The 24,475-nt window shown below is 68.8% G+C and carries 23 protein-coding genes and 1 pseudogene; 16 read left to right on the top strand and 8 right to left on the bottom strand.

Annotated features, from left to right (window positions below; translation table 11 throughout):
* Positions 1 to 2 precede the first annotated feature (2 nt).
* The 3 genes from ACQPXD_RS34430 to ACQPXD_RS34420 are packed head-to-tail and all read left to right on the top strand — an operon-like array spanning position 3 to position 3,243.
* The gene (locus tag ACQPXD_RS34430; RefSeq protein WP_432825490.1) at positions 3 to 965 is read left to right on the top strand and encodes an SDR family NAD(P)-dependent oxidoreductase; all 963 of its coding nucleotides are present in this window, start codon (positions 3 to 5) and stop codon (positions 963 to 965) included.
* On the top strand, positions 962 to 1,810 hold the full coding sequence (locus ACQPXD_RS34425) for an NAD(P)-dependent oxidoreductase (protein WP_432825489.1): 849 nt from the start codon (positions 962 to 964) through the stop codon (positions 1,808 to 1,810). Before ACQPXD_RS34430 ends, ACQPXD_RS34425 begins: the two co-directional genes overlap by 4 nt.
* Entirely contained in the window at positions 1,807 to 3,243 is a 1,437-nt protein-coding gene (locus ACQPXD_RS34420) for an MFS transporter (RefSeq protein WP_432825488.1), read from the top strand. Before ACQPXD_RS34425 ends, ACQPXD_RS34420 begins: the two co-directional genes overlap by 4 nt.
* A 572-nt stretch (positions 3,244 to 3,815) precedes the next feature.
* Here ACQPXD_RS34420 and ACQPXD_RS34415 read toward each other — a convergent pair.
* On the bottom strand, positions 3,816 to 4,340 hold the full coding sequence (locus ACQPXD_RS34415) for a TetR family transcriptional regulator (RefSeq protein WP_432825487.1): 525 nt from the start codon (positions 4,338 to 4,340) through the stop codon (positions 3,816 to 3,818).
* 129 nt (positions 4,341 to 4,469) lie between these two features.
* Between ACQPXD_RS34415 and ACQPXD_RS34410 the strand changes: the two genes are divergently transcribed.
* The 6 genes from ACQPXD_RS34410 to ACQPXD_RS34385 all read left to right on the top strand — a co-directional run bounded on the left by ACQPXD_RS34410 (position 4,470) and on the right by ACQPXD_RS34385 (position 9,047).
* On the top strand, positions 4,470 to 5,519 hold the full coding sequence (locus ACQPXD_RS34410) for a zinc-binding alcohol dehydrogenase family protein (RefSeq protein WP_432825486.1): 1,050 nt from the start codon (positions 4,470 to 4,472) through the stop codon (positions 5,517 to 5,519).
* A 393-nt stretch (positions 5,520 to 5,912) separates the two neighbouring features.
* Entirely contained in the window at positions 5,913 to 6,305 is a 393-nt protein-coding gene (locus tag ACQPXD_RS34405; protein ID WP_432825485.1) for a winged helix-turn-helix domain-containing protein, read from the top strand.
* Positions 6,269 to 6,889 carry an IS630 family transposase gene (locus ACQPXD_RS34400; protein ID WP_432825484.1) on the top strand — a complete coding sequence of 207 codons (621 nt, stop codon included), beginning with the start codon at positions 6,269 to 6,271 and terminating at the stop codon, positions 6,887 to 6,889. The genes ACQPXD_RS34405 and ACQPXD_RS34400 overlap by 37 nt, the downstream gene beginning before the upstream one ends.
* 54 nt (positions 6,890 to 6,943) lie before the next feature.
* Entirely contained in the window at positions 6,944 to 7,480 is a 537-nt protein-coding gene (locus ACQPXD_RS34395) for a hypothetical protein (RefSeq protein ID WP_432825483.1), read from the top strand.
* 59 nt (positions 7,481 to 7,539) lie between these two features.
* Complete coding sequence (locus tag ACQPXD_RS34390) at positions 7,540 to 8,490, top strand: alpha/beta hydrolase (protein WP_432825482.1); 951 nt, start codon at positions 7,540 to 7,542, stop codon at positions 8,488 to 8,490.
* Entirely contained in the window at positions 8,382 to 9,047 is a 666-nt protein-coding gene (locus ACQPXD_RS34385) for an AMP-binding protein (RefSeq protein WP_432844078.1), read from the top strand. Before ACQPXD_RS34390 ends, ACQPXD_RS34385 begins: the two co-directional genes overlap by 109 nt.
* Before the next feature lie 26 nt (positions 9,048 to 9,073).
* Here ACQPXD_RS34385 and ACQPXD_RS34380 read toward each other — a convergent pair.
* Positions 9,074 to 9,541: pseudogene (locus tag ACQPXD_RS34380) on the bottom strand (TetR/AcrR family transcriptional regulator); the annotation flags it as partial.
* 48 nt (positions 9,542 to 9,589) lie between these two features.
* On the opposite strand from ACQPXD_RS34380, the gene ACQPXD_RS34375 reads away from it, so the two are divergent.
* The 3 genes from ACQPXD_RS34375 to ACQPXD_RS34365 all read left to right on the top strand — a co-directional run bounded on the left by ACQPXD_RS34375 (position 9,590) and on the right by ACQPXD_RS34365 (position 12,214).
* Positions 9,590 to 10,465, top strand: coding sequence for an SDR family oxidoreductase (locus tag ACQPXD_RS34375; protein WP_432825481.1), 876 nt, complete (start codon positions 9,590 to 9,592; stop codon positions 10,463 to 10,465).
* Positions 10,462 to 11,232: an SDR family oxidoreductase gene (locus ACQPXD_RS34370; protein ID WP_432825480.1), complete on the top strand. Its 771-nt coding sequence runs from the start codon at positions 10,462 to 10,464 to the stop codon at positions 11,230 to 11,232. The genes ACQPXD_RS34375 and ACQPXD_RS34370 overlap by 4 nt, the downstream gene beginning before the upstream one ends.
* Positions 11,233 to 11,365: 133 nt before the next feature.
* Positions 11,366 to 12,214 (top strand): SDR family oxidoreductase, encoded by an 849-nt coding sequence (locus tag ACQPXD_RS34365; RefSeq protein WP_432825479.1) that lies wholly within the window; start codon positions 11,366 to 11,368, stop codon positions 12,212 to 12,214.
* 395 nt (positions 12,215 to 12,609) lie between these two features.
* On the opposite strand, the gene ACQPXD_RS34360 is transcribed toward ACQPXD_RS34365, so the two are convergent.
* Positions 12,610 to 12,993: a hypothetical protein gene (locus ACQPXD_RS34360; RefSeq protein ID WP_432825478.1), complete on the bottom strand. Its 384-nt coding sequence runs from the start codon at positions 12,991 to 12,993 to the stop codon at positions 12,610 to 12,612.
* 63 nt (positions 12,994 to 13,056) lie between these two features.
* Positions 13,057 to 13,503 carry an Hsp20/alpha crystallin family protein gene (locus ACQPXD_RS34355; protein WP_432825477.1) on the bottom strand — a complete coding sequence of 149 codons (447 nt, stop codon included), beginning with the start codon at positions 13,501 to 13,503 and terminating at the stop codon, positions 13,057 to 13,059.
* A 120-nt stretch (positions 13,504 to 13,623) separates the two neighbouring features.
* Between ACQPXD_RS34355 and ACQPXD_RS34350 the strand changes: the two genes are divergently transcribed.
* The 4 genes from ACQPXD_RS34350 to ACQPXD_RS34335 all read left to right on the top strand — a co-directional run bounded on the left by ACQPXD_RS34350 (position 13,624) and on the right by ACQPXD_RS34335 (position 17,998).
* On the top strand, positions 13,624 to 14,286 hold the full coding sequence (locus ACQPXD_RS34350) for a hypothetical protein (protein WP_432825476.1): 663 nt from the start codon (positions 13,624 to 13,626) through the stop codon (positions 14,284 to 14,286).
* Positions 14,287 to 14,470: 184 nt separating this feature from the next.
* Positions 14,471 to 15,760, top strand: coding sequence for an IS256 family transposase (locus ACQPXD_RS34345; RefSeq protein ID WP_432843860.1), 1,290 nt, complete (start codon positions 14,471 to 14,473; stop codon positions 15,758 to 15,760).
* A 223-nt stretch (positions 15,761 to 15,983) separates the two neighbouring features.
* On the top strand, positions 15,984 to 17,579 hold the full coding sequence (locus ACQPXD_RS34340) for an IS1634 family transposase (protein WP_432825475.1): 1,596 nt from the start codon (positions 15,984 to 15,986) through the stop codon (positions 17,577 to 17,579).
* Between the two features lie 47 nt (positions 17,580 to 17,626).
* Positions 17,627 to 17,998, top strand: a complete 372-nt coding sequence (locus tag ACQPXD_RS34335) for a CGNR zinc finger domain-containing protein (RefSeq protein ID WP_432825474.1) — start codon at positions 17,627 to 17,629, stop codon at positions 17,996 to 17,998.
* 69 nt (positions 17,999 to 18,067) lie between these two features.
* On the opposite strand, the gene ACQPXD_RS34330 is transcribed toward ACQPXD_RS34335, so the two are convergent.
* From ACQPXD_RS34330 to ACQPXD_RS34315, 4 genes are all read right to left on the bottom strand, one after another.
* Positions 18,068 to 18,889 (bottom strand): HARBI1 family protein, encoded by an 822-nt coding sequence (locus ACQPXD_RS34330; protein WP_432825473.1) that lies wholly within the window; start codon positions 18,887 to 18,889, stop codon positions 18,068 to 18,070.
* 241 nt (positions 18,890 to 19,130) lie between these two features.
* Positions 19,131 to 21,245, bottom strand: a complete 2,115-nt coding sequence (locus tag ACQPXD_RS34325) for an MFS transporter (protein WP_432825472.1) — start codon at positions 21,243 to 21,245, stop codon at positions 19,131 to 19,133.
* Complete coding sequence (locus ACQPXD_RS34320; protein ID WP_432825471.1) at positions 21,242 to 22,378, bottom strand: caspase family protein; 1,137 nt, start codon at positions 22,376 to 22,378, stop codon at positions 21,242 to 21,244. The genes ACQPXD_RS34325 and ACQPXD_RS34320 overlap by 4 nt, the downstream gene beginning before the upstream one ends.
* Complete coding sequence (locus ACQPXD_RS34315; protein WP_432825470.1) at positions 22,375 to 24,162, bottom strand: hypothetical protein; 1,788 nt, start codon at positions 24,160 to 24,162, stop codon at positions 22,375 to 22,377. Before ACQPXD_RS34315 ends, ACQPXD_RS34320 begins: the two co-directional genes overlap by 4 nt.
* Positions 24,163 to 24,475: the final 313 nt, after the last annotated feature.

Raw genomic sequence — 24,475 nt, 5'->3', positions numbered from 1 at the left:
ACATGGCACAGTCCACCCCAGCTTCCTCGATCGCGCAGGCTTGGATCATCACCGGGCCGACCGCGGGCATCGGTCGGCGCACCGCGCTCGGGCTCGCCAAGCACGGCACCGTCGTGCTGGTCGGGCGCAATCGCGCCAAGCTCGACGGCGTCGAGAAGGAAATCCGAGAGCGGGGCGGCCGAGCGGTCTCGGTCGTCGCCGATCTGTCCGATGTCACGAGCGCGCGGCGCGCGGCCGCGCAGATCGCCGCGCTCGGTCTGCCGATCGCCGGCCTGGTGAATAACGCGGGCATCATGCCGAGCAAATCCTTCAAGAGCGCGCAGGGCTGGGACGGGACGTACGCGACCAACCACCTTGGACCGTTCGCCCTGACCGAGGCGCTTGTTCCGTACCTCCCCGACGGTGCGAACGTCGTCTTCGTCGTCTCCGCCGTCGAGGATCCTGAGCGCAAACCCGCTGTGGCCAGCGGCTTCCGCGGCGCTCGCTACATTTCCGCAGCGGCCAGCGCACGCGGCGAATGGGCGCCCGGCGGCTCGTCCAAGCCCGGCTTCGATGCCTACGCCACTTCGAAGCAGGGCAACCTTGCCACCGTCTACGCCTTTGCGCGTGAATTCCCGCGGCTGCGCTTCAACGCTGTCGAACCCGGCTTCAACCCGGGCAGCGATCTTGGCCGCGACGCGAACGCCGCGCTCCGGTTGATAGCGAAGTACCTTCTCTCGCCGATCGCGCCGATGATCAAATACTGGAGCACCCCGAAGGTCGCCGCGCGCTTGATCACCAACGTCTTGACGGATCAATCGCGTCGGACCGGCGTCTACTACGACGAAAAGGGTCAGCCGATGGCCGGATCCGCGCAGATCCGGAACACGGCATTCCAGGATCGCGTCGTCGCTGAGACCCGCGCTCTGCTCGCCGCGGTCCCCATTGATGAGGCGCCGCGCAGCAACAGGAAGGTACGTTCATGACCTCGGCGACACTTCCCTCGGTGGGCTTCATCGGTCTCGGTGACCAGGGCCTGCCCATGGCGATCGCCATCGCCGAAGCCGGTTACCCCCTGCACGCCTGGGCGCGGCGCGCTGGATCCCTCGACGCGCTCGCGGGGGTCCACCACGTTCGCCACGGCGACATGGCGTCGCTCGCTGCGGCCAGCGAGATCGTCTGCCTGTGCGTCAGCACCGACGAAGACGTGATGGCCCTGCTGACCGGCGGATTGCTCGCCGGCCTGCGCCCCGGATCCGTCGTCGTCAACCACGGCACCGGGACCCCGAGCGCCGCTGTGGCCTGCGCCGAAGCCTGCGCCGTGGCCGGGGTCGAGTTCCTGGACGCCCCCGTCAGCGGCGCGCGCGTGGGCGCCGAGGCTCGAACCCTGACGACCATGGTGGGTGGTCCCGTAGCGGTCGCCCAGCGCTGCGAAGCGCTGTTCCGCACCTTCTCCGCGCACGTCGTCCACCTTGGCGGGCACGGCGCGGGGGAGATCGCCAAGCTCTTCAACAACACCCTGATGATGATGAATCAGGCCAACGTCGCCGAGATCGTCGACCTGGCCAGGCTCGCCGGGGTCGAGCCGACCGGTCTCGTCGAGGTCATCAAGCAGGGGAGCGGTTCGAGCCGGGCACTCGAGCTGATTCCCGTGCACAGCGCGGTGAACCTCGAAGCGGCGCTCGAACGCCCGATGGCCGCGCTGCGGATCGACCTGGAACTGTTCGACGCCACGATGCAGGAGCTCCATGTCGACGCCGAAACGGTCACCGCGCGGGCCGCGCTCGGCGCGGGGCGGGTACCCGAACTTGTGCGGACGCTGAACCCGTGACCGTCGCCAACCCGGCGCGGGCCGCCGCCGACTTCAACGGTCGGCGGTCGGCCAGCGGGCGCCGTTCCACGCTCATCGTCGTCTACCTGTCGCTTGGCGGTCTCGCGTTTTCGGTGCTCCAGTCCCTGGTCGCTCCGGCGCTGGGAACGATTGCACGAGACCTGAGCGCCTCCACCAGCGAGACGAGCTGGGTGCTCACCGCCTACTTGCTGTCGGCCTCCGTGCTCACCCCGGTCCTCGGCCGGCTCGGCGACATGGTCGGCAAGCGCCAGATCCTGATCGTGGTGCTGGCCGTGCTTCTCGCCGGAACCGTGTTGGCCGCGCTCGCCTCGAACCTCGGGGTCCTCATCGCGGCGAGGGTGTTGCAGGGCGCCGCGGGCTCGGTCATGCCGCTGTCCATCGGCATAGTGCGCGACGAGCTCCCGCGTGAGCGGGTCAGCGTGACGATCGGTCTGCTTTCGGCGACCTTCGGTGTCGGCGGCGGCATCGGCATCGCGGCCGCGGGCCCCATAGTCCAGAGTTTGAACTGGCACTGGTTGTTCTGGTCGCCCACAGTACTCATCGTCATCGCGTTGCTGGGCGCCGTCTTCGGGATGCCGGAGTCGTCGGTGCGCAAGCCAGGGCGCCTCGACATTCTCGGCAGCGTCATCCTGTCGGCAGCGCTGGCGTCCATCCTGCTTGCCGTCAGCAACGGCCGAAATTGGGGCTGGGAATCCGACCGCACCTTGGGCCTGCTCGCTCTCGGCGTGATCGCCCTCGTCGCGTTCGTACTCGTGGAACTGCGGGTCAGGGAGCCGCTGGTCGACCTCAGACTGTTCACGATCCGCGGCGTGTGGACCGCTCACCTCGTCGCGCTCGTCATCGGGTTCGCCATGTTCGCCGTGTTCGTACTCATCCCGCCCCTGCTCGAACTGCCGAACAACGCCGGCTACGGCTTCGGCATGACCGTCACCCAGGCGGGCCTACTCCTGCTGCCAACCGTCATCGCGATGGTCGCCCTCGGCCCCATGGCCGGCGTGCTGGTGCGAACGCGGGGAGCGAAGCTGCCGATGCTACTGGGCAGCATCCTCGTCGCTGCCGCTTTCGGACTTCCGGCGATCGCCCACGACCGACTCTGGCAGATCGTGGTGTCAGGAATCCTGGTCGGCGCCGGCATAGGGCTCGCACTCGCCGCTACGGCCAACGCGATCATCGATGCCGTCCCCTCCACCCAGAGCGGCGAGGCCATCAGCGCCAACGCCATCGCCCGCACGGTCGGCAGCAGCATCGGCACGGCCGCGATCGCCACACTGCTGACCGCGCACATTTCGGCGCCAGGCGTGCCCAGTGACGGCGGATTCACGATCGCCTTCTGGACCGGCGCCGCTGTGACTCTCGTCGCGGTCCTGGCGGTTCTCGCCGCGCCCTCAGTCCGCCGTACCCCAAGGCGTTGATCCCTCTGCTTACCGGCGCGATCGCGACACCGGTATGGGTGTATTCGCCGCCGCCGCAGCGGCGGAACAGAGCTGGAGGCAGCCTAATCCGGGGCGCCGGTGTAGGCGAGCAGCCTGGCCGCCGCCTTCCACGATGCCGCGCGTGCGTGGGGTGCCGAGGTACGGAGGGCGCGCTGAATCAAGCTGAACCGATCAGACCGCTCGGACTTCGGCGAGCCGCTTGACTGAGCACTCGTCGTCCCAGCAGACGTCGGCTTCCCAGGATGTCAGAGGTGTCGCCGGAGATGAAGTGCGCAGGTCTCGGTCCGGGGCGGGTCTCCCGGAGCATGGGAAACGCCCGGCCGCGGTAGTGAGCCCGGCCTCGCCGTTGCCGGCGTCCGCCCTCGCGGCCGTGATCGGTGGCGAGGTCCCGGTGCCCGGCGGCACCGCATCACCGTGTACACGGCCGAACCGGGCACCGACGACGCCGAGCGCCTCGCGCTGGCCGTCGTCCTCGGCGCGCAAGCATTCGCCGCGGACACGTCTTCCTGACAGCGTTGTCCGCCCCTCGAGCCGGCCGCGGACGGGCAGCCTCACCTCAGGGTCGAGGTCGCGGCCCGCACGTCGTCGAGGGCCCGGCGGACGAACTGGCCGAACGGCGCGTCGCCGGTGGCTTCCAGCCAGTTGGTGTAGGCGATGTTCAGCGCCAGGTCTCCGATCGCCGCGGCCAGCCTGGCGGCCAGGTCCGGCACGCCGCGTTGACGCAGTCCGGCGGCCATGGCCTGGGTCATCGCCGCGCGTTTGACCAGCTCGCGCTCGCGGAGCTCGGGGTGGGCGTCGATGATCGACTGCCGGCGGCGGACCGCTTCGCGCCGATCCGGCGGGAATGCCACCTCCAGCCCCTCCAGCGCCGCCCTGATCGCGGCCATCGCGGTGGCGTCGGCCGGCGCGTCGGCGACCGCCTGGACCAGGAAGTCGTCGAGCATCTCCTGGCCGAAGAAGAGCACCTCGCGCTTGTCGGTGAAGTGCCGGAAGAACCCGCTCTTGGCAAGCCCGGCTCGCTCCGCGATCTCGGCCGCCGTGGTGTTCTCGTAGCCCCGCTCACCGAACAAGTCCATCGCGGCAAGGTGCAGGCGCTCGCGTGCGTTCGGTTCCCAACGTGCCACGCTGCCAGTCTAGGTCATAGGACTAGGTCCTATGAGTGGTGTACAGTGATAGGACCAAGTCCTATCTCGTTGAAGGTGGCCATGACACCGCAGAACACCGCACTCTGGCTTCCCAAACCCGGAGCCGACTTCAAGATCGGGCCCGCGCCCTACACCGCGCCCGGGGCGGGCGAGATCGTCGTACGGGTCCACGCCGTCGCGGTCAACCCGGTCGACGCGATGCCGGGCTTCGCCTACCGCATCGTCCTGCCCTGGCTGACCTTCCCGGCGGTCATCGGCGGCGACGTGGCGGGCGAAGTGGTCGAGGTCGGCCCCGGCGTCACTCATCTGCGGCCGGGCGACCGGGTGCTCGGCCTCGCCGCAGGCACCGAGCGCAACCGCAACCGAGCCGCCGAGGGCGCCTTTCAGCTGTACGCCGTGTTGATCGCCCACATGGCCGCGCGGATCCCGGCCGACCTCGTGTACGAGCAGGCCGCGGTTCTGCCGCTCACGCTGTCGACCGCGGCTACCGGACTCTTCCAGTCCGATCACCTCGGGCTACCGCTGCCGACCGTACAGCCGGTCGAGCGGGGTGAGACGGTGCTGGTCTGGGGCGGATCGACCAGCGTGGGCAGCAACGCCATCCAGCTCGCCCGCGGCGCCGGGTACCGGGTGGTCGCCACCGCGTCGCCGCGCAACTTCGACTATGTCCGCTCGCTGGGGGCGGCGGCCGCCGTCGACTACCGCGACGGGAACGCGGTGGCGAAGGTCGTGGCCGCGCTCGGCGACAGCCCGCTGGCTGGCGCGCTGGCCATCGGCCGGGGCTCGGTGCCCCGGACATTGGCGATCGCGGCGCGGGCGCGTGGTCGGCGGCGCGTCGCGGCCGCCCAGCCGGGATTCGCGCTGCGTCTGACGCTTCTCGGCCGGCGGCGTCATGGCGTCGAGGTGAGCGGGATCTGGGGCGGCACGCTGAAGGACAACGAGGTCGGTCCGGCCGTCTTCGTCGACTACCTGCCGGATGCATTGGCCGCCAAGGAGTACCGCGCGGCCCCGGAAGCGGTCGTGGTCGGCGAAGGACTCGATCAGATTCCGGTCGCGCTCGATCGGATCCGGCGTGGCGTCTCCGCCCAGAAGCTCGTCGTGCGCCTTTGACGGATCCGCATGCGGCGGTCGCCGGCCAACCCGTGGCGCGGCCGGACCCATCGTCATCGCCAGAATCGGATATGGATCTCTATGTTCGCACGCCGCCGGTTCATAGCCGGCACGCTGTCACTGATCGCAGCGGCGATCGTGTTCTGGTCCGCTGAAGCCATCACCGCATCAGCGTGGACCTCGCCCGGCTACAGCCTTCGCTGGAACGCTACAGATCTTGAATGGTCAGGTTGATCGATGGTGTTGCGGCGTGTCGGCGTGACATCGGTCGATGGGTTCTTGTAGGCCGGGGGGATGAGGTATGCCGATGGTGGTGGCCTGACCGCGCAGGGGCGGGTCAAGCGGGAGGCGGTGCGGCGGCAGGCGGCTGGTTGGTTCGCTGAGGGTGTGTCCGTGCCGGAGGTGGCCCGCAGGTTGCGGGTGTCGCAGACCGCGGTGTACGGGTGGCGGCGTCGCTGGAAGGCTGGTGGTGTCACGGCTCTGGCGTCGAAGGGGGCCGGTGGGAGCCGGTGCCGGCTGGACGGGTCCCGGCTGCGGCGTCTTGCCGACGCGTTGGACGAAGGCCCTGCCGCGCACGGGTTCGGTGAGGATGAACGCTGGACTCTTGCGAGGGTGTCGGACCTGATCGCCCGGATGTTCCACACCCGGTACACCCTGCGCGGGACGGCGAACGTGTTGCATCGCCTCGGTTTCTCGGTGCAGGTCCCGAAGCATCGGGCGGTCGAGCGTGACGAGCAGGCGATCGCGTCGTGGCGGCGGGAGGCGTGGCCGGAGGGAAAACGGTAGCGGCGCAGCGTGACGCGTGGATCTGCTTCGAGGACGAGGCGGGTCAGACGTTGCGCCCACCGAAAGCGCGTACCTGGGGCCGCCGCGGGCATACCCCAGTGATCCCGGTGTCCGGTAAGGGATCCGGACGCGTGTCAATCGCCGGGCTGGCCTGCTACCAGCGTGGCCGGTGCAGCCGGTTCATCTACCGCACGATCGTGCACCGCAACCGCAAGGGCGAACGACGCAGCTTCAGCGAACGCGACTACATCGGCCTGCTCGACGCCGCTCACCAGCAACTCAACGCCCCGATCGTGGTCATCTGGGACAACCTCAACACCCACATCAGCGCCGCCATGCGCGAGCTGATCGCCGCCCGGGACTGGCTGCACGTCATCCGGCTCCCCGCCTACACCCCGGATCTCAACCCGGTCGAAGCGGTCTGGTCACACCTGAAACGCAGCATCGGCAACCTCGCCGTCAACGGCGTCGACCACCTCCAGGCCATCATCAAGAACCGGCTCAAAAGCATCCAGTACCGCACCGACCTGCTCGACAGCTTCCTCACCCACACCGGGCTCACCCTCGAACCCAACACAACCTGACCATTCAAGATCTGTATCAGCGACCTCGGCGATCCCGTACCACACGACTCCACCATGGGGCACGCGATTCATTCTCCCTGGTACTTCGTGATGAATTTCGGCTTCTCGCTCTCCGGCATCCTCTACGGCACCGCAGTCATACTGCTGCACCGGATCTTCGCTGGCCGCGCTCGCCGCGCAGTGCTGACCATGGGCATAATTCAGGCCTCCGGGCTGCTGATCGTCTCCGTCTTCCACGAACAGTCGGTCAACGCCTTCGAGATGGCGGTGCACTACCTCGGGGCGGGGCTGATCTTCGCCGGCGCGGTGGTGGGCATGCTGATGAGCGCGGCCGCCGGCCACACCGGCGCACCGAAGTGGTACCGGTTGACGACCGCGGTCGTACTCGCTTTCAGCGCCATCTCCTTCGCCACGCTCTTCGCGGCTCCCGGTGTGGCAAGGGCCGTCGGAGGGGGTGCCCTGGACCAACTCGCCATGTCGGGAGCACAAGCCTGGCAGGTTTTTACGGGCGTCACGCTGCTCGCCGCAGGGTATCGCCGCTTTACCGGCCTGCCGAACACGGTGAACGGTGCCGAAGCCGTGCTCGCGTGATCTCACCGCACGCCCAGCCATTCGATGTGCCAACGGTTCAACCTACCCCAAGGATTGCCATGTCTCTCTCCGTGCGTCACGACGATGAAATAGGCCCTCCGGTGCCCTTCGATCCCGAGCTCGTCGACGCGCTCAGCGGCATCGCGGCGGGTAACCTCCCCGAAAGCCTGACCGATCAGGATCTGAGCCTCAACGGCGCCTACACCGTGTCCGAACGGCTCGTGCTCGGGCCGCCGGGAGCCCCGCCCGTTTCGCTGCTGATCTGCCGCCCTACCGGGGCAAGCTCGGCTGTGCCCGCGCTGTACTTCATGCACGGTGGCGGCATGGTGCGCGGCACCAACCGTGGACAGGGCGCCGGTGAGGCGCATGCCGCCGCCGCCGAGCTCGGCATGCTGTTCGTTTCGGTCGAGTATCGCCTGGCGCCGGAACATCGCCATCCCGCCCCGGTCGACGACTGTTACGCGGGCCTGACGTGGACCGCAGAGCATGCCGAGGAATTGGGCATCGATCCGGATCGTATCGTCGTCGGCGGCGGAAGCGTCGGCGGCGGACTCGCCGCCGCCGTCGCTCTCCTGGCCCGAGACCGTCGCGGACCCCGCCTGGCCGGCCAGATGTTGCTGTGCCCGATGCTGGACGACCGCAACGACAGCTATTCGGCGCGACAGATGGACGGCCACGGAGTCTGGGATCGCACGGCGAACCAGATGGGATGGCGCGCACTACTGGGTGACGCCCAAGGGACGCCCGACGTCTCGCCGTACGCCGCGCCCGCCCGGAACGCCGACTGGTCCGACCTTCCGCCCGCGTTCATCGATGTCGGGTCGGCGGAGACATTCCGCGACGAGGCCGTGGACTACGCCTCGCGGATCTGGCGTGCCGGCGGCTCGGCCGAGCTGCACGTATGGCCCGGCGGCTTCCACGGCTTCGGCTATCTGGCCCCGGACGCGGCGATCTCCCGGACGGCCAGGGCCGCGATGGTGCCGTGGCTGCGCCGAGTTGTGCGGCGTTGAAGCCGCACCGGGCGAAGCTCCCGCCACTCACTCATTACAAGCGTCTGCTGAGGCGATCGCGGGTTCGGTCGATGGGGCCCCGGTTTCGCGGAGACGACCCGAAGGAATCGCGGCCGCGGCCAGCGCCGTGGCAAACGGGGAGGAGCGCATCATTGCCTGTAAGCCATAATCAGGGTGAAGGCCATGGAAGCGACACCTACCTGGGCGTGCTGCCGCTGTTCCACTCGTTCAGGCAAACGGTCATCCAGAACAGCGCCATCGCTTTCGGTGGCACCATCGTGATGCTGCCGCGGTTCGACGCGCACGCCACGATCAGATTGATGCTGCACGAGCGGGTGACCTTCTTCGCCGGGATGCCGACGATGTACTGGGGACTGCTCCGTGCATACGAGGATGGCGCCGACGTCTCGGCAATCGCCGAGCGGCTGCGTGCCGCCGTGGCCGGCGGGTCGGCCTTACCTGCCGAGGTCCACCGCGGCTTCGAGCAGCGCTTCGGGGTCACGATCCTTGAAGGAGACGGACTGTCGGAGACGTCGCCGGTCGCGTTGGCCAGGTGACCGCTCGGCTCCATCCCGGCGATGCCGTGCGCGCTCGACATCAGCAGCGCGCCCTGCGCGCGGACGTCCTCGGCGCCGACGACCGGTCGCACGATCGCGAGGAACGCCTGCTGGGACCGTTCCGCCGCGCGCACGACGGCCTGCGGGTCACCCGTGGGGGTGCGGAACATCTGGGCGTACAGGTGTGGCTGGTGACGGGCCACGTCGATGAACGCGATGAGGGCCTGCTCCAGCCGTTCGGTGGTGCTGAGGCCGGCGTCGGCGCGGAGTCGTTCCAGTGCGTCGGCGACCGCGGTCCAGCCGTCGACCGCGATCTGGGTGAGCAGCGCCTCCTTGTCCTCGAAGTGGCCGTAGGCGGCGCCGCGGGACACGCCGGCCAGTGCGCCCACGGCGCGTAGCGTGACGGCCTCCGGCCCGCCTTCGGCAAGCAACTGCGCGGCTGCGCGGACGAGAGCGGCTCGTGTGGCGGCGGCGGACTCTGTGCGGGTGACCATGTTCGCAGTCTAGTTGACAGTGTCAGATCAACGGCTACAGTGTTTCATGTGACAACGTCAAATGAAACCGAGCTGGTCGTCGTCTCCGGAGCCTCCACGGGTATGGGCGCGGCCACCGCACGAGAACTCGCGAGTCGTGGATTCCACGTTCTCGCCGGCGTACGGCGCGAGAGCGACGCGGATGCGCTACGCGCTGACGGCATCGAACCCGTGATCCTGGACATCACCAACGAGGAGCACGTCGCCGCCCTCGCGGCGCGCGTCGCCCCCGACTCCGAGGGCCGCCGCCTGCGGATCCTGATTAACAACGCCGGCATCTCGATCAACGCGCCCGTCGAGACCCTCTCGCTGGCAAACTGGCGCCTGCAGTTCGAGGTCAACCTGTTCGGCCACATCGCCGTCACGCAGGCGTTGCTGCCGAGCCTGCGCGCCAACGGCGGACGCATTGTCAACATCAGCTCCGTCGGCGGCAAGATCGCTATGAGCGCATACGGCGCCTACGCCGGCGCCAAGTTCGCGCTCGAGGCGATGAGCGACGCACTGCGCCGTGAGCTGGCACATCTCGGCGTTCAGGTCGTCGTCGTCGAGCCCGGTGCCGTGCAGACCGAGATGGCTGGCCGCGGCATCAAGGCCGCCCAGGAGTTCACCGATGCCATGACCCCCGACCAGCGGGCTATCTACGGCGACCTCATGACCGCGGTCATCAACCAGGCAAGCACCTTCACTGCACACGGCGTCCCGGCCGAGGAGGCCGCCCTCGTCATCGCCGAGGCCGCAACCACCGCGACGCCGCAGACCCGCTACACAATCGGCGAGGAGGCCGCCGCGATGGCCAAAATGTCGCGCACGCTCTCCGACGAGCAACTCGACGCCGCCCTCGCGCAGAACTTGGCCCCGTTCTTCCCGCAGCAGGACGCGTCGTGACCGCGGCACCCCTGTCCGGCAAGACCGCCATCGTCACCGGGGCGGCGCGCAGCATCGGACGCGAGATCGCCCTGGAGCTTGCTCGGCAAGGCGCGGCCGTGGTCGTGCACTACCGCAGCCGGGAACAGGAGGCAGGCGAGACTGTCAAAGCTGTCGCCGAGCTCGGCGGTGAAGCGGTTGCCGTGCCGGGCGACCTTTCCGACAGCTCGGCGGTCACGTCGCTGTTCGAGCGTGCCTTCGCCGAGTTCGGGGGCGTCGACATCGTCGTGGCCAACGCCGGCGCGACGACGCCGATGACAGCGGTCGCGGACGTCTCCGATGAGACCTACCGCCAGATGACCGCGAACAACACACTGGCAACGTTCTGGGTGCTGCGAGCCGCGGCGCGCACAGTCCGCGACGGCGGGCGGATCATCAACATCGGATCATCCTCCGGGCACTTCGCGGCCGCTGGCTTCGCGATCTACGCATCCACGAAAGCCGCCGCCGTGGTCACGACGCGGGTCCTAGCGTCCGAACTCGGACCACGCGGCATCACCGCGAACACGGTCATCGTGGGGCCGGTCGGGACCGGGTTCCTCGCCGCGGACGCTCCTGGCGTGGTCGCCGCCCCGCCCGGAGCGCTCGAGCAGATGGCCACGCTGATTCCCACGGGTCGACTCGGCCTGCCCAGCGACATCGCGCCCGTGGTGGCCTTCCTCGCCACCCCAGCCGCCGGGTGGGTTAACGGGCAGAGCTTCCTGGTGAACAACGGGGCACCGATCTAAGGCGTGTCCGGTCGGTCATCGACATCAGGTCAGGGCACCGATGACCAGCACGAACAGAGATGGAGGGCCGTGCGCTGCCCCCTGACGCGCGGCCCTCTGGCGCACTAAGCCATCCGAAAGTAGGGAGTTCGAGATGCAGGAACTGATCGTCGTGACCGGCGCGTCCACCGGGATGGGCGCGGCCACCGCACGAGAACTCGCCGGCCGGGGCTTCCACGTCCTCGCGGGCGTTCGCAAGGACAAGGACGCCGACGCGATCCGCGCGGACGGCATCGAACCGGTGATCCTCGACATCACCGATCCCGACCAGATCGCGGCGCTCGCGGCGCGGGTCGAGGGCGACCCGCGGGCGGTGCGGGCAGTGGTGAACAACGCCGGCATCGCCGTGAACGCGCCGGTCGAGTCACTGTCGATGCACGACTGGCGATGGCAGTTCGAGGTCAACCTGTTCGGCCACATCGCCGTCACGCAAGCGCTGCTGCCCGCGCTGCTGCGCAGCAAGGGCCGGGTGGTCAACATCAGCTCCGTGGGCGGCAAGATCGCCATGGCCACGTACGGCGCCTACGCCGGCACGAAGTTCGCGCTCGAGGCCGTCAGTGATGCCCTGCGCCGCGAGCTGGCGCCGCTCGGCGTTCAGGTCGTCGTCATCGAGCCCGGTGGGGTCCAGACCGAGATGGCGGGCCGCGGTATCGCCACCGCGAACCGGCTGGTGACCGGTATGACGCGTGAGCAGCATGAGCGATACGGCGACCTGGTCCAGGCGATCACCGCGCAGGCGACCGCCTTCACCAAGGCGGGCCTGCCCGCCGGTGACGCCGCCAAGGTCATCGCCAAGGCCGTGACCGTGCGCAATCCGCGCACGCGCTACACCATCGGCCGTGACGCCGCCGTGCTCAGCCGCCTGCCCCGCATCCTGCCCGACCGCGTCCTCGACCGTATTCTCGCCGCCAACCTGCGCCCGCACTACCCGGCCAAACGGTGACCAGACGGGGAACCTCTCGCCGAGGTCGTGACAACCGAACTGCTATCGGGAAGACGCGACCCCTCACTGCGCTCGTTCGGCCTCGACCGCTTCGCGTCGTGTCGCGAGCCCAGCACCATGCCGGGCCGGGAGGTCGCCCAGGCCCCAGATCACGTCCGCATGGACCGTCCAGCTGCAGCCACGTGATGGACTCCCCCTGTGGTCGCAACTCGGCACCGGCGACGCGGCAACGATCGTGAAGACGGCCAACGCTGCGGGCGCGCTGGGCTGGTTGGAGTCGCTGTGGCCGGTGCACAAACTGCCGCCACGCAAGAGCCATCGATCGAGGTGAGAGGGACTGTAAGTTTAACTTACAGTCCCCGCGTCGGCCCCAAGGGCGCGGTGAGGAGGTGGAATCAGGGCTCGGGACGGTGCTGGCCGTTCGTGGGCCGAGGAGGTCGGGCGCGGGACTCCGCTGGGTCAGTGCCTCGCCCCGCGGCGTGCCGGGGCGGCGATCGTGGGTTGTTGCCGGCGGCGTCGGGCGGGCGCCCGCCGTCGCCCGCCGCTGGTGTCGGTGAGGTGTCGGGTTGCGGGTGGGGGCTTGCCGGCTGGGCGGCGGACGGGGCGGGTGGCGCCGGGGGCGGGGGTGGTTCGTCGAAGCTGGCGCCGATGAGGGCGTCGAACTCGGCGCGGACCAGGTCGGGGTCGCCGCTGATGAGTTCGGTGAACGCTTCGTCGAAGCCGCGGTCCCACTCGGGGGACAACGCGGTGCCCGCCTGCGCTACGGGATCACTGGTCATGCCGGTCACCACCCGCCACGTCCGGTCTTCCTGGGAAAGGTGCTGGCCTGTCGAACCGCCAGGTCAGCTGGTGATCACCTTCTGCTCGGTGTGCTCCCGCCCGGCCACGGAGACCTTGCGGGGCTTGGCCTTCTCCGCGATCGGGATCCGCACGACCAGCACGCCGTTGTCATAGGCGGCGTCGATGTGGTCGGTGTCCAGCGCGTCGCCGAGGAACAGCTGCCGGGAGAACACCCCGAGCGGGCGCTCGCTCAGCTGCGCCGTGGCCTGCTCGCCCAGGTCGATCGGGCGGCGCTCGGCGCGCACGGTCAGCACGTTGCGTTCCACGTCGATGTCGATGGCGTCGGCGTCCACCCCGGGAAGGTCGAACGCGATCACGAACTCGTCGCCATTGCGGTACGCGTCGGCGGGCATCGCCGTCGGCCGTGACCAGGTCCCGGTCACCGGGACCCCGAACAGCTGCTGGGCGATCCGGTTGACCTCGGTGAAGGGTTCGCTGCGCATCAACATGGTTTCCCACCTCCTGCGGTCTCGACTTGGCAGTCAATGCGCGATACCGTTTTTGTAACACGTCATCGCTCCGATGACAAGTAGTTCGTCATCAGAACGACGACACGGAAGGAGGGGTGCATGCTCGACGCACCTGCCCCCGGCGCGGGCCCGCTGCCCGAAGATCGCGATCTCGCCTCGATCGCGGCCACGATCGCCGTCACCGCGCAGGCGGTTCAGCGGCCCACCACCGACCAGCCGCCGATCACCGGCGCTGACCTGCTCGACGCCTTGGTGCTGCTGCGCTGGGCCCAGACCGAGCTGGCCGGCCTCGAGCCGGTCCTGATCGCCGCCGCCCGCGCCGCCGGAATCTCCTGGCAAGCTCTCGCCCCCGCCCTGGGAGTGGCCAGCCGCCAGGCCGCCGAGCGGCGTTACCTGCGCGGCGCCGCCGCCCCCACCGGCCAACCGGGCGCCACCCGCGACGACCGGGTGCAGGCCGAACGCGACCGCCGCGCCGGCAACCGCGCCGTCGCCCAATGGGCCAACGACAACACCGCCGACCTTCGCCGCCTCGCCGGCCAGATCACCGCCCTCACCGATCTCGGCCAAGCCGCCACCGACGACCTCACCCAACTACACCAAGCCCTCGGCGACGCCGACGCGACCACCCTGCCCGCCCTGCTCGCCGCGGCCCACCAACACCTCCCCGATCACCCCGACCTCGCCGCACAGATCGACACCATCACCACCCACACCGACCAGATCCGCCGACAAACCCCACGCCGCAGCGGGGAAACCTCCTGAACCACACACGCAAGCGCATCTTCGAAGTTCCCAAGCCGCTCGAAACCACCGAGGCTCAGGCGACAGCCTTCGATCCTCAACCGGGCAGGCCAGATCAATACCGTGAGCCGACCCCGGACCAATTACGTGAGCGGGACTGTAAATTTAACGGTGTAACTCGGACAAAGGGGACACCGGGATGACGATGACAGTGGTACCGAAGAGCGATGCGCCGGCGGATGGGCCGGGGTTGGTCGATGTGGTCGACGACGAGCTCGTCGCGCGGTTGGCTGGGCAGGCCCGGGCGCGGGGGGTGAGCCTGGTCGGTGAGGGCGGCTTGTTGCAGCAGTTGACGAAACGGGTCCTGGAGGCGGCGCTCGAGGGTGAGCTGGACTCGCATCTGGGTTCGGGGAAACACGAACGTGCGGGGCGCACGCCGGGCAACGCGCGCAACGGGCGGCGGGCCAAGACGGTGCTGACCGAGGCCGGGCCGGTCGAGGTGGACGTGCCGCGGGACCGGGACGGGTCGTTCACGCCGCAGATCGTGCGTAAGCGGCAGCGGCGGCTGTCCGGTGTGGACGACCTCGTCGTGTCGCTGACCGCGAAGGGACTGACCACGGGTGAGGTGTCGGCGCATCTGGCCGAGGTGTACGGGGCGTCGGTGTCGAAGGAGACGATCTCCACGATCACCGACCGGGTCCTGGACTCGATGGGTGAGTGGCAGTCCAGGCCCCTCGATCGGGTGTATCCGGTGGTGTTCATCGACGCCATCCAGGTGAAGATCCGCGATGGGCAGGTCGCGAACCGGCCGATCTATGTAGCGTTGGCCGTGACGGTGGACGGGCACCGCGACATTCTGGGCATGTGGGCCGGGGAACACGGCGACGGTGAGGGCGCCAAGTTCTGGCTCCGCGTGCTGACCGACATCCGCAACCGTGGCACGAGCGACGTGTGCATCGTGGTGTGTGACGGGTTGAAGGGCCTGCCCGATGCGGTCGCTACGGTGTGGCCGAAGACGGTGGTGCAGACGTGCATCGTGCACCTGTTGCGCAATTCGTTCAAGTACGCGTCCCGCAAGGACTGGACCGCGATCGCCGCGGCGCTCAAGCCGGTCTACACCGCACCCTCGGAGCAGGCCGCGCTGGACCGGTTCGCCGAGTTCGCCGCCGCCTGGGAGCACAAGTATCCGGCGATCGTGCGGCTATGGACCAACGCCTGGGCGGAGATGGTGCCGTTCCTGGCCTTCCACACCGAGATCCGGTCGATCATCTGCACCACCAACGCCATCGAGAGCCTCAACGCCCGGTTCCGCCGCGCGGTCAACGCCCGCGGCCACTTCCCCAACGAGCAGGCCGCGATGAAGATCCTCTACCTCACCGTGATCAGCCTGGACCCCACTGGCCGTGGCCGGCAACGCTGGTCCAACCGGTGGAAGTCGGCGCTCAACGCGTTCGAGATCACCTTTGACGGACGCCTCTCCAATCCACGTACATAGACAACCATCACCACTACAGCTCAGACCTGAACAACACTTCCACCGTTAACTTGACAGCCCCAGGGAGACGGAGACTAGCCCTGTATTTCGCACATTGTTTTGAGTGGCGGTGTGTGGTGTTGGGGGTTGGGGGTGGTTGGGTTTGTGGATGGGTGTTGGTGGTTCGTCTCGGGGTCGTGGGTTGGTGGGCAGGCGGCGGGCGGAGCTTGCTGCGGTACCGGTGTTGGAGAAGCGGTTGGGGTCGTTGCCGGTGATCGCGGAGTTCTCCCGCCGTCTGGACATCGCGGGGGTGATCGACCGGGTGTGCCCGGTGCGGGACGTTGCCCATGCGACGCATGGTCAGGTGATCGAGGTGTTGATCGCGAACCGGCTGACGAACCCGGCGGCGATGGTCGGGATCGCGGCGTGGGCGTCGGCGTGGGCGGTCGAGGAGGTCTACGGCCTGCCGGCCGCGGTGCTCGGTGACGACCGCCTCGCCCGGGCGCTGGACGCGATCGCCCCGCATCTGGACGGGATCGTCGGATCGATCGGCGCGACGGCAATCGCGGCGTTCGGGATCGACGTGGCCCGGTTGCACTGGGACATGACCAGCGTCTCGCTGCACGGCGCCTACGACACGCTCGAGGACGGGTTCCCGGCGCCGGGGTGGGGACATCCGAAGGACCGCCGCCCCGATCTCAAACAGATCCAGGCCGGGATCGCGGTCGCCGGGGATGGTGCTGTCCCGATCTTCCATCAGGCCTACGACGGCGGCGCCGGGGAGATCTCCCAGGTCGTCGAGGCCATGCAACGCCTGCAGACCCTGGCCGGGCCCCGCCGGTTCCTGCTCGTCGGGGACTCGAAACTGCTGTCCTACGGCAACATCACCGCGATGCGCGAGGCTGGTGTCGGGTTCATCGCACCCCTCGCCGCGAAACGGGTCCCGGCAGGGCTGTTCACCGCGGCTGAGGCCGACCGGGCCGTGCCGGTGGACTACATCGCGCAACGCGACACGGGCAAGCCCGCCGACCGGCGTGGCGCCTACCGGGTCGCCGAGGACGTCATGGACCTGCCCGGGCCGCGCAAGACCGATCCGGTCCACCACCTGCGGCGGATCCTGGTGCACTCCACCGCGAACCAGACCGCCGCGGCCAAGGCCCGGACGTTGAAACTCGACAAGGCCGCCACCGAGCTGGACACCCTCACCCGGACCGCGGGCACCCGCTACCACCCCGATACCGCCGCCGTCACCGCGAAAGCCGAGCAGATCAGCCGGCACCGCCGCATCGGCGGCTACCTGCGCACCCGGGTCACCGAGCACCCCGGCACCGGCAAACCCGTGTTCACCTGGCACTACGACCAGGCCGCCATCGCCGCCGAGGCCGCCACCGACGGCTGGTACGCCCTACTGTCCAACCTGCCCCCCGACGAGGCCGACCCCGCCGACATCCTGCGCCGCTACAAGGGACAACCCGCCGTGGAACAGCGCTACGCCACGATCAAAGGCCCGCTCGCGGTGGCGCCCATGTTCCTGCAACACAACCGGCGGATCACCGCACTCATCACCGTCATCTGCCTCGCCCTGCTCATCTTCAGCCTCATCGAACGCGAAGTCCGCACCAACCTCGCCACACAGGGCCACACCGACATGGCCGGGTTCTACGCCTACGACAACCGGGCCACCCGACCCACCGGCCGGCTCATCCTGCAAGCCCTCCACGACCTACGACTCATCCCCGCCCACGACCAGCAGCCACCCAGAATCCCCCACCCCGGATGGCTACAAGCCCAACTCCTCGCCCTACTCAACGTCGACCCAACCCAACCCCGATGGCCATAACCACCACCCCACAACCATGTGCGAAAGACGGGCCTAGCCCGAACGAGTTGGCGCCGCTGTTGCGGCACCTGCGCGCCGCCGTCGCGGCGGTCGCTGACGGCGCGCCTTCCGATCCGGTCAACCGGCTGCTTGCGGCCTATCCGCCCCGGCTGCACGTCAGCACGCACGAAGGCGCGGGCCTCGCCCACCTGCACTACGCGCGCGACGGCGAGCCCGGCGTGAGCTGGCTCGGGCGCAGTTGCGGTGCGGCGCTTGCGCACATCGGGTGCGGCGTACCCGAGGTCACCATTGGGCGATGCCAGGCCGCCGGTTGCGCAAGGTTCTTCGTCGACCAGTCGCGCAACCGCAGCCGCCGCTTCTGTGGCAACAAGTGCGCCAGCCGGACGACCGTTGCCGCATACCGGGCACGCAGTCGATAAGGTTTGGTGGCCCTCAACGTGTTGCGGCCCTTGACTGACCCAGTCACCCACCGGACGGGCTGGGTGCTGTCATGTGGTGCGGGCGCGGTCGGTGTGGAGGAGGACCAGCGCTGCGGCGACGATGTCGCCGATGCGCCAGGGGTCAAGGCTGACGTTGCGGAGGGCTTTGAAGGTCGTCTTCAGTAGGGCGTTGCCGCGCTCACCGATCGCGCGGAGCCCGTTGTGAGCCTTGTTGAACATCTGCTGCTCGCCGGTGAGCTGGCCGTTCTTGGGCTTCTTGAACGCGATGGTGATGGTGTCGGCCTCGCCTTCGTAGCCGAGGTCGCCGAGCGAGCGCAGGTCGTCGGCGATATTGGTGAGGGCGGGCAGGATCTCGGTGTGGGTGCGTACGGCGGTGGTGTCGTGCTCGCGACCCGGCCGCACTTCGGAGGTCCAGATCGGCCAGCCGTCGGGTGCGGTGATGACCTGGACGTTGCCGCCATGATTGTGGTGTTTGGCCGACCACCACAGGTCCACCCCGGGCGTCGGGCCGGGCGTGGCCACCCGGTCGGTCTCGATCAGCGTGCCGTCAATGTTCACGTGGCTGTAGCCGGCCGCCTTCGCGGCCAGCAGCGCCCCGTGCAGGCTCGGCGAGCGGGCGGCCAGCACGTCGATGCCCTCGTGCAGGTAGTCGTAGCCGGTGGACTTGCCGATCGCGTTGTCCCGGGCCAGTTGGCTCATCCGGGTCCCGTCGCAGAACCAGCGGATCACCAGGATCGCCTGCTTGAAACAGCCCAGCGCGCGGGTGCGGGCCCGGGTACCACGCCGCTGCCGTTCGGCGTGCAGGAGGGTTGAGACGAACAGCACGGTCTCCTCGCGCACGCTGAGCGTGGCGGTGTATGTGACACTCATCGTCGGCGCAGAACCCTTTATGAAGTTGATCTGTGGAAGGACCACCTTCATACCGGGGTTTTGCGCCTTTTCCTTGCACCACAACGGTGTCGGCGTGTCACGACCGACCCGACCGGGCGACTACCTACCGTTCAGCCACCGTTACGCGGAATGGCTCAATGTCCGCGAGAAAGCGGGCGCCAGCGAGGCGACCACCATGCTCGTCCGCACTCACGGTGCTCTTCGGCCGCAGTCCCGTTCCCTATCTAGCGAGTAGCATATCCAGCCATTCGCTGTCCAGGGCGTGGAAGGGATCGTCCAGTCCGGCCGGTTCCTCGGGATGTTCGTGGCCTCCGGAAGCCGGAGCCGGCCGCTTCGCGGCCGGCTCCGGCTCTTGGGCGTTGAGACGATTCTCCTCAACGGCGGAGACGTCGGCCGCCGACGATGGCCACATCAACGCGAGCACGACCATGCCGGCTGCCCCGGCCACAGCAAAGCAGCCGACGACCTCGGGCAGCGGACGCCACCACGTTGCGAGCCAGCCGACCACCAGCACCCCAGTCCCCTGAGACAGATGCACCCCGCTTTGCATGACCTGAAACGCCGGAACGCGGTACTGCGTCGGAAGCACCCGGACAAAGAGCCCGTTGGTCGTAGGGAGCACGAGGGAGAGTGCGACGCCTGAGATCAGTGTCATGCCGACAACCGTGAGGATGCCAGGGGAAAACAACGACGGTACGAGAGCAGCCACGGCGACGACCGCAAGGGGCCGCGCGAGAAGGATGCGCCAGCCGGGTGCAATCAAGCTTGTCGCAAAAGCGCCGGCTACGAACCCAACAGCCGCCGCTGTCATGATGGCGCCCATATATAGGGGACTTGAGTGACCGGCCAGTTCGGCTGCCCAGGCCGCAGCCAGGCCCTCTGGGATGACAGCGATGCCGACGCCGAAGAAGACAACGAGGGCGATGGTCCGCAGGACGGCGGAGCGAAACACGATCGTGGAACCTTGTGAATAGTCCCGGATCAGGGTGCTGAGTGAACGGTTGGATGAGCTGGAAGGGCGCTCTCTTACCCAAAGAGCGATCAGCAAAGCCGAAATGCCGAATGTCGCGAGCGTCAGCAGCAGACCGAGGGACGAGCTCACTGCCGCGAGCGCGGCCCCCATCACATAGCCGGCCACCAACGTCGCCTGACCAGATGCGCGCTGCAGAGAAAGCCCGACCAGGTGACGGTCACCCTTTAGGATCTGCGGTAGCAGGGAGGACCGTGCGGCGTCCGCCGGCGAGGCAAGGAGCGCGCTGACGAACACCAAGGCGATGGTCAAGCCGTAGGGCACGTTGCTGAAGATCACCAATGGGAGCATCGCGGCGGCTCGGACGAGATCGCTGACAACAATGGTTCTGCGCGGCGGAAAGCGTTCCGCCCATGTCGTAAGCACCTGTCCGAAGCCGAGCCACGGTAGATAGGTGGCGGCGAAGGCGGCGGTCGTCACTAGGGGATTGTGGGTTTGGTCGTAGACCATCGCCATGATCACGACACGGGCTGCGTAGCTCCCAAAGGTCGACAGAGTCCAGGCTGTGAATATCGCTCTGTACTCTGTGTTCGCCAGCGTTTGGCGGAAGGTGGGCGGCGTATCCGTTGCCCGTGGCCAGGCCTGCCAGACGAGGCTGTGTTCCGGGGTGCCAGGCTCGGGACGGGCGAGGGCGACGCGGTGAAGGTTCGCGGCACGAACGAGGCGTACCAGTGCCTGTGACTGCGGCGTGTCGGGCCGTTCGCTGTCTCGAAGGGCGGCGACCAGCGCGAGTGCTGCGGGCGTGAGGTCAGGCAGGCCCAGGGCGAGTGCCTTGCCGGCGAGGCGGCCTGCCTCTGCGATGTCGTCCGCGGCGCGGCGCAGGGTCGCCCGCAGGGCGAGGCAGTCCGGGCTGGAGGCGGGCATGGTCCGCGCTATCCGTTTGGCCAGTTTGACGTCATTGAGGCGCAGCGCGACGAAGCCAGCGAGGGCCACGCCCGCTGGTGGGAGGTCCGGGAGGCTGTTGCGGAGCACGTGGAGGGCTGCGTCGAGGCGGTTGTGCTCAACGAACGCGACTGCCGCCTCGTAGGCCGTCATGGGCCGCGCGGTATCGTCGACGGACAACCCGTTGAGCGGCACCTGGACCGTCCCGGGTTTGTCAGGTTCCACTTCGACGACGGTCCGGAACAGCGGGCCGCTGGGGATGGGGACCGAGATCGCGTAGCGGCCGGGCGGCAGACTGATGGGGTGGCCGACGCTCCCCGTGGTGACCAGGTCCAGCCGGTCGTTGCGTACCTCGACGGGGAGAGGGATGTCGCCGTAGACGGCGATGATCGTCCCATGACGGGGATCGGGCGCTGGCGTCATCGGAGTGTTACCGTTTGCTCGACGCGCGGCGGGTGTACCTGAATCGCGATGGCGGGCTTGTCGATGTACGGCGGGCACGGCGGATCGAACGTGACGGCCAGCGTCCAGAAGCCACCCAGCACTGGCACGTCGGCGACCGGCAGCGGGCGCCGTTCCAGGATTCGCCGGGCTGTGTCGCCGTCGAAGATCTCCGCGCCGCAGCCCTCGACCTCCTGTGCCTCGGCTGGCGACACCACGAGCGTTACGGGCACCAGTGGCGGCTCACGCTCCAGGAACGTGGCGTTGGTCAGCGAGCCGCCGACGACGACCGCCTGCTCCCGGTCATCCAGGGCGGCCAGCTCACGCACCCGAACGTCGAGCGCTTCACCCAGCGACTGCGCCGTGATGCCCCATCCACCCGCTGCGTTCTTGAGCGGCACCAAGGCGTGCAGCTCAAGACAGTCGCGCAGTGCCTGGACGAAGACGCTGCCCGCCCGCGACTGCCAAGACTCTCCGCCGGGCGTAGTAGCGAAGAAGATCGGACGGTGCCCGACCGCTGAGCCGCGTCGGCGTTTCAGCGTGATCCCGCCCTGCGCCGGGCCCTCGAGGCCGATCAGATCGGCACTAGGCACCCGGCAGGCGTCGGCGAAGTACCACTGCCGGGCTGGACTGCCGTCGCCTTTCAGGCCCGCCCGCACGCCGGCGACGTCGAGCGCCCCGTCCAGCACGTCGTCGGGAACCGCACCGGCGTCGTGCATGAACACGACTACGCCGTCGTCGGCTTCCTGCACGCCATGCCCGCAGACGTATAGCACCGCAACGTTGTCCGGAGAGCTCATGCAGTCCCACGCCCATTCGTTCAGCGCCTGGTGCACCGTTGCCCGGTCCGGAAGATGGACCCCAGGACCGGCGCTGACGTCCGGCCGTTCATCGCCGGAGGGCGCTAACAACAGCCGGATGCTGCCCAGCCGGCGGTCGCGGCCGGGATAGCGACCGCGCAGCCAGCGCGCGAACAGGTCGGCGGACACTGCGGCACCGGGCAGATCGTCGACGCCGAGCGGCCGGTGCGGATAGTGCGAGACGCCGATGACGAGGGCATGAGTCGCTGGTCCCGGGTCCTCGTCGCGGAACCAGCAGGTGAGCGGTGCCTTCACGGTCGCAGCATCCTTCCCGCGACGATTCGGTCCAGCGCGCTTGCCAGGACGTTCAGACCGGCCTGAGCGCCGAAGCCCCACACGCCGATCGCCACGTAGTCGCGCCAGGTGCCGAACGCGCGGTCGAAGTACAAGGTGCTCAGCCCGGTCCAGACCGTGACGCCGGCGATGGCCGCGAAGACCAATGAGTTGCGTAGACGCCGTGTCTGCGTCATGCGCCGGGCCATTGTGAAGGCACCGTCGCCGCGCCCGACCGGCGGCGCTGGCAGGACAGGCTGGGGCGCGGCCACGGGGCCCGTGTTGGCTTCATCGACGCCTGCAGAAACAAGCCTGAGGTATCGGTCGCGCAGCGCGTTCAGCACCCTGGCCTGTTCCTGCAGCCGGGCGGCCACGTCAAGGTCGAGGTACGCGGCGCCGTCGGATGCGGTGGAGGACGCTTCCCGTACGGCCTCCACCTCCGCCAACGCCTCGCTCAGGCTGCGAGCGTCGGTGTCGGAGCGCTGCGTAGCCGGTCTGAGCCGCTCCGCCAGCGCCGCCAGCTTCGCCATCGCCTCACGGTCGGATAACCACGCGGACAGTGCCGTCGAGGTGGCCTCGACGTCGGCGACGAGCGGGGCAAATCCGGCGATTGAGACAGGTTGGTCGCCGCTGAGCAGTACGGTGCCATGCTCGGCGATGGCCGACGATTCCGTGACACTGTTGCGGGCGGCAGCAAGCGCCGCGAGCCGTTCGGCGAAGCCCTCCCAAGCGTCGACGAGGTTTCGCACCTCCGCAAGCGCGTCCACATGCTCCTTGTATGGTCCCTTGTCGATGGTAAGTTCGGTGTAGCCCCAGCGCAAGCGGCCCAGCCGGGCCCGGATCTCGTCGAGCCGCGTCGTGACGGCTGGCAGCAGTGAGTACCGCTGCCAGGCCGCGCCGCCGGCCGCCGCCCCGAATCGCTGCTGGGCGGCGTCGGCCTCGACGTGTAGGAGCCAGGTTTCCTCGCGGGCCTGTGACACGGCGCTTAGCCGCCCGGACTGCCAAGCCGCCAGCAGCGCGACGGCGATGCCCGCGAGCAGGAGCAGCATTGGGAAGACGACGTCGTCGGTTTGCCGCACCGTCAGCGTGAGCGTGCCCGTGGCGTCGTCGTCCGGGGCGAGGTCGATGGTGCCTTTGTAGTCGCCTGCTGTCGCGATGCCGTCAACCGACAGTTCCACCCAGGGCCGACCGGCCTGGCAGACGGCGGTCACCGTGGCAACGCCGGAACCCGGCAGGACCAAACCACCAACCGGCGCCGTGGCGTCGCGAGTGCCGCAGCTCGCGCCTCGCGCCAGCGGTAGCCGGGTGTTGCGCATACCGTGTTGCGCCGGACCGCGCGTCGACGTGATGCGCCACTCCGCTACCAGGGGCGTCCACGCGGCGGACGATGAGGCAACCCGGAACGGGCGTCGGGAGACGCTCGGCGACGCGCTTGAGGATCGTGCCAGGACGACGACGAATCCCTTCGCCCCGGCCGCAGCGGGTGCGGCGACCTCGACGGCCGCGATCGAGCCCGGGTCGAGGTGCAGGTCCGCCGGACTGACTGCGGCCGCGGCCGCGACGCCGTCCGTGACCACGATCGAGGCCTCGACCTCGACGGAGTTGCCACCGTCGTTGACCAGGACGATCCGCTCGTGGCCACCGGGTTGCAGCCGCAGGAGTCCGCTCTCGGCGAATCCGACCGTCCCCGGCTCGGCGAACGCGGGCGCGGGTGTCGTCACGATCACGAGGGCCACGGCCGTGGCGACACCGACGCTGCGATACACATACCCTCCGCTCGGCCACCCACCCACCTATCGGCGGCCACGATGTCACAGTGCGCAATGGAACGAATCGCCCGTGCGGGCAGATTCAGCACGCCCAACAGCCATCGATGCCCCTCACCCGGCGCCCTGTTGACCACCCAGGGGTGCGACGCTGTACCCGGCGGACGATTGAACCCGGCTATGGCTGCGAGGACGGCGTCCACCGGCCAGGTTCAGGGCTCGGGCGAGGACCGGCCCCAATCGCCCAATTCCATGGCTTCTGTCAGGCGTCTTCGCCTGCGCTGGTGGGTCACCCATTGGATGTCGGACGAAT

It is taken from the genome of Dactylosporangium sp. CA-092794 (assembly GCF_050948465.1).
Taxonomy (GTDB): Bacteria; Actinomycetota; Actinomycetes; order Mycobacteriales; family Micromonosporaceae; genus Dactylosporangium.
The sequence above is the reverse complement of the archived record's forward strand: the minus strand, read 5'-3'. Positions and strand labels throughout refer to the sequence as shown.

Bases quoted from the DNA above. Each gene is read 5' to 3' on its own strand.
- ACQPXD_RS34430 (WP_432825490.1), top strand. From the start codon at position 3: ATGGCACAGTCCACCCCAGCTTCCTCGATCGCGCAGGCTTGGATCATC.
- ACQPXD_RS34425 (WP_432825489.1), top strand. From the start codon at position 962: ATGACCTCGGCGACACTTCCCTCGGTGGGCTTCATCGGTCTCGGTGAC.
- ACQPXD_RS34415 (WP_432825487.1), bottom strand. From the start codon at position 4,340: ATGGACTTGTTCGGTGAGCGGGGCTACGAGAACACCACGGCGGCCGAG.
- ACQPXD_RS34410 (WP_432825486.1), top strand. From the start codon at position 4,470: ATGACACCGCAGAACACCGCACTCTGGCTTCCCAAACCCGGAGCCGAC.
- ACQPXD_RS34395 (WP_432825483.1), top strand. From the start codon at position 6,944: ATGGGGCACGCGATTCATTCTCCCTGGTACTTCGTGATGAATTTCGGC.
- ACQPXD_RS34390 (WP_432825482.1), top strand. From the start codon at position 7,540: ATGTCTCTCTCCGTGCGTCACGACGATGAAATAGGCCCTCCGGTGCCC.
- ACQPXD_RS34385 (WP_432844078.1), top strand. From the start codon at position 8,382: ATGGCCCGGCGGCTTCCACGGCTTCGGCTATCTGGCCCCGGACGCGGC.
- ACQPXD_RS34365 (WP_432825479.1), top strand. From the start codon at position 11,366: ATGCAGGAACTGATCGTCGTGACCGGCGCGTCCACCGGGATGGGCGCG.
- ACQPXD_RS34360 (WP_432825478.1), bottom strand. From the start codon at position 12,993: ATGACCAGTGATCCCGTAGCGCAGGCGGGCACCGCGTTGTCCCCCGAG.
- ACQPXD_RS34355 (WP_432825477.1), bottom strand. From the start codon at position 13,503: ATGTTGATGCGCAGCGAACCCTTCACCGAGGTCAACCGGATCGCCCAG.
- ACQPXD_RS34350 (WP_432825476.1), top strand. From the start codon at position 13,624: ATGCTCGACGCACCTGCCCCCGGCGCGGGCCCGCTGCCCGAAGATCGC.
- ACQPXD_RS34345 (WP_432843860.1), top strand. From the start codon at position 14,471: ATGACAGTGGTACCGAAGAGCGATGCGCCGGCGGATGGGCCGGGGTTG.
- ACQPXD_RS34330 (WP_432825473.1), bottom strand. From the start codon at position 18,889: ATGAGTGTCACATACACCGCCACGCTCAGCGTGCGCGAGGAGACCGTG.
- ACQPXD_RS34325 (WP_432825472.1), bottom strand. From the start codon at position 21,245: ATGACGCCAGCGCCCGATCCCCGTCATGGGACGATCATCGCCGTCTAC.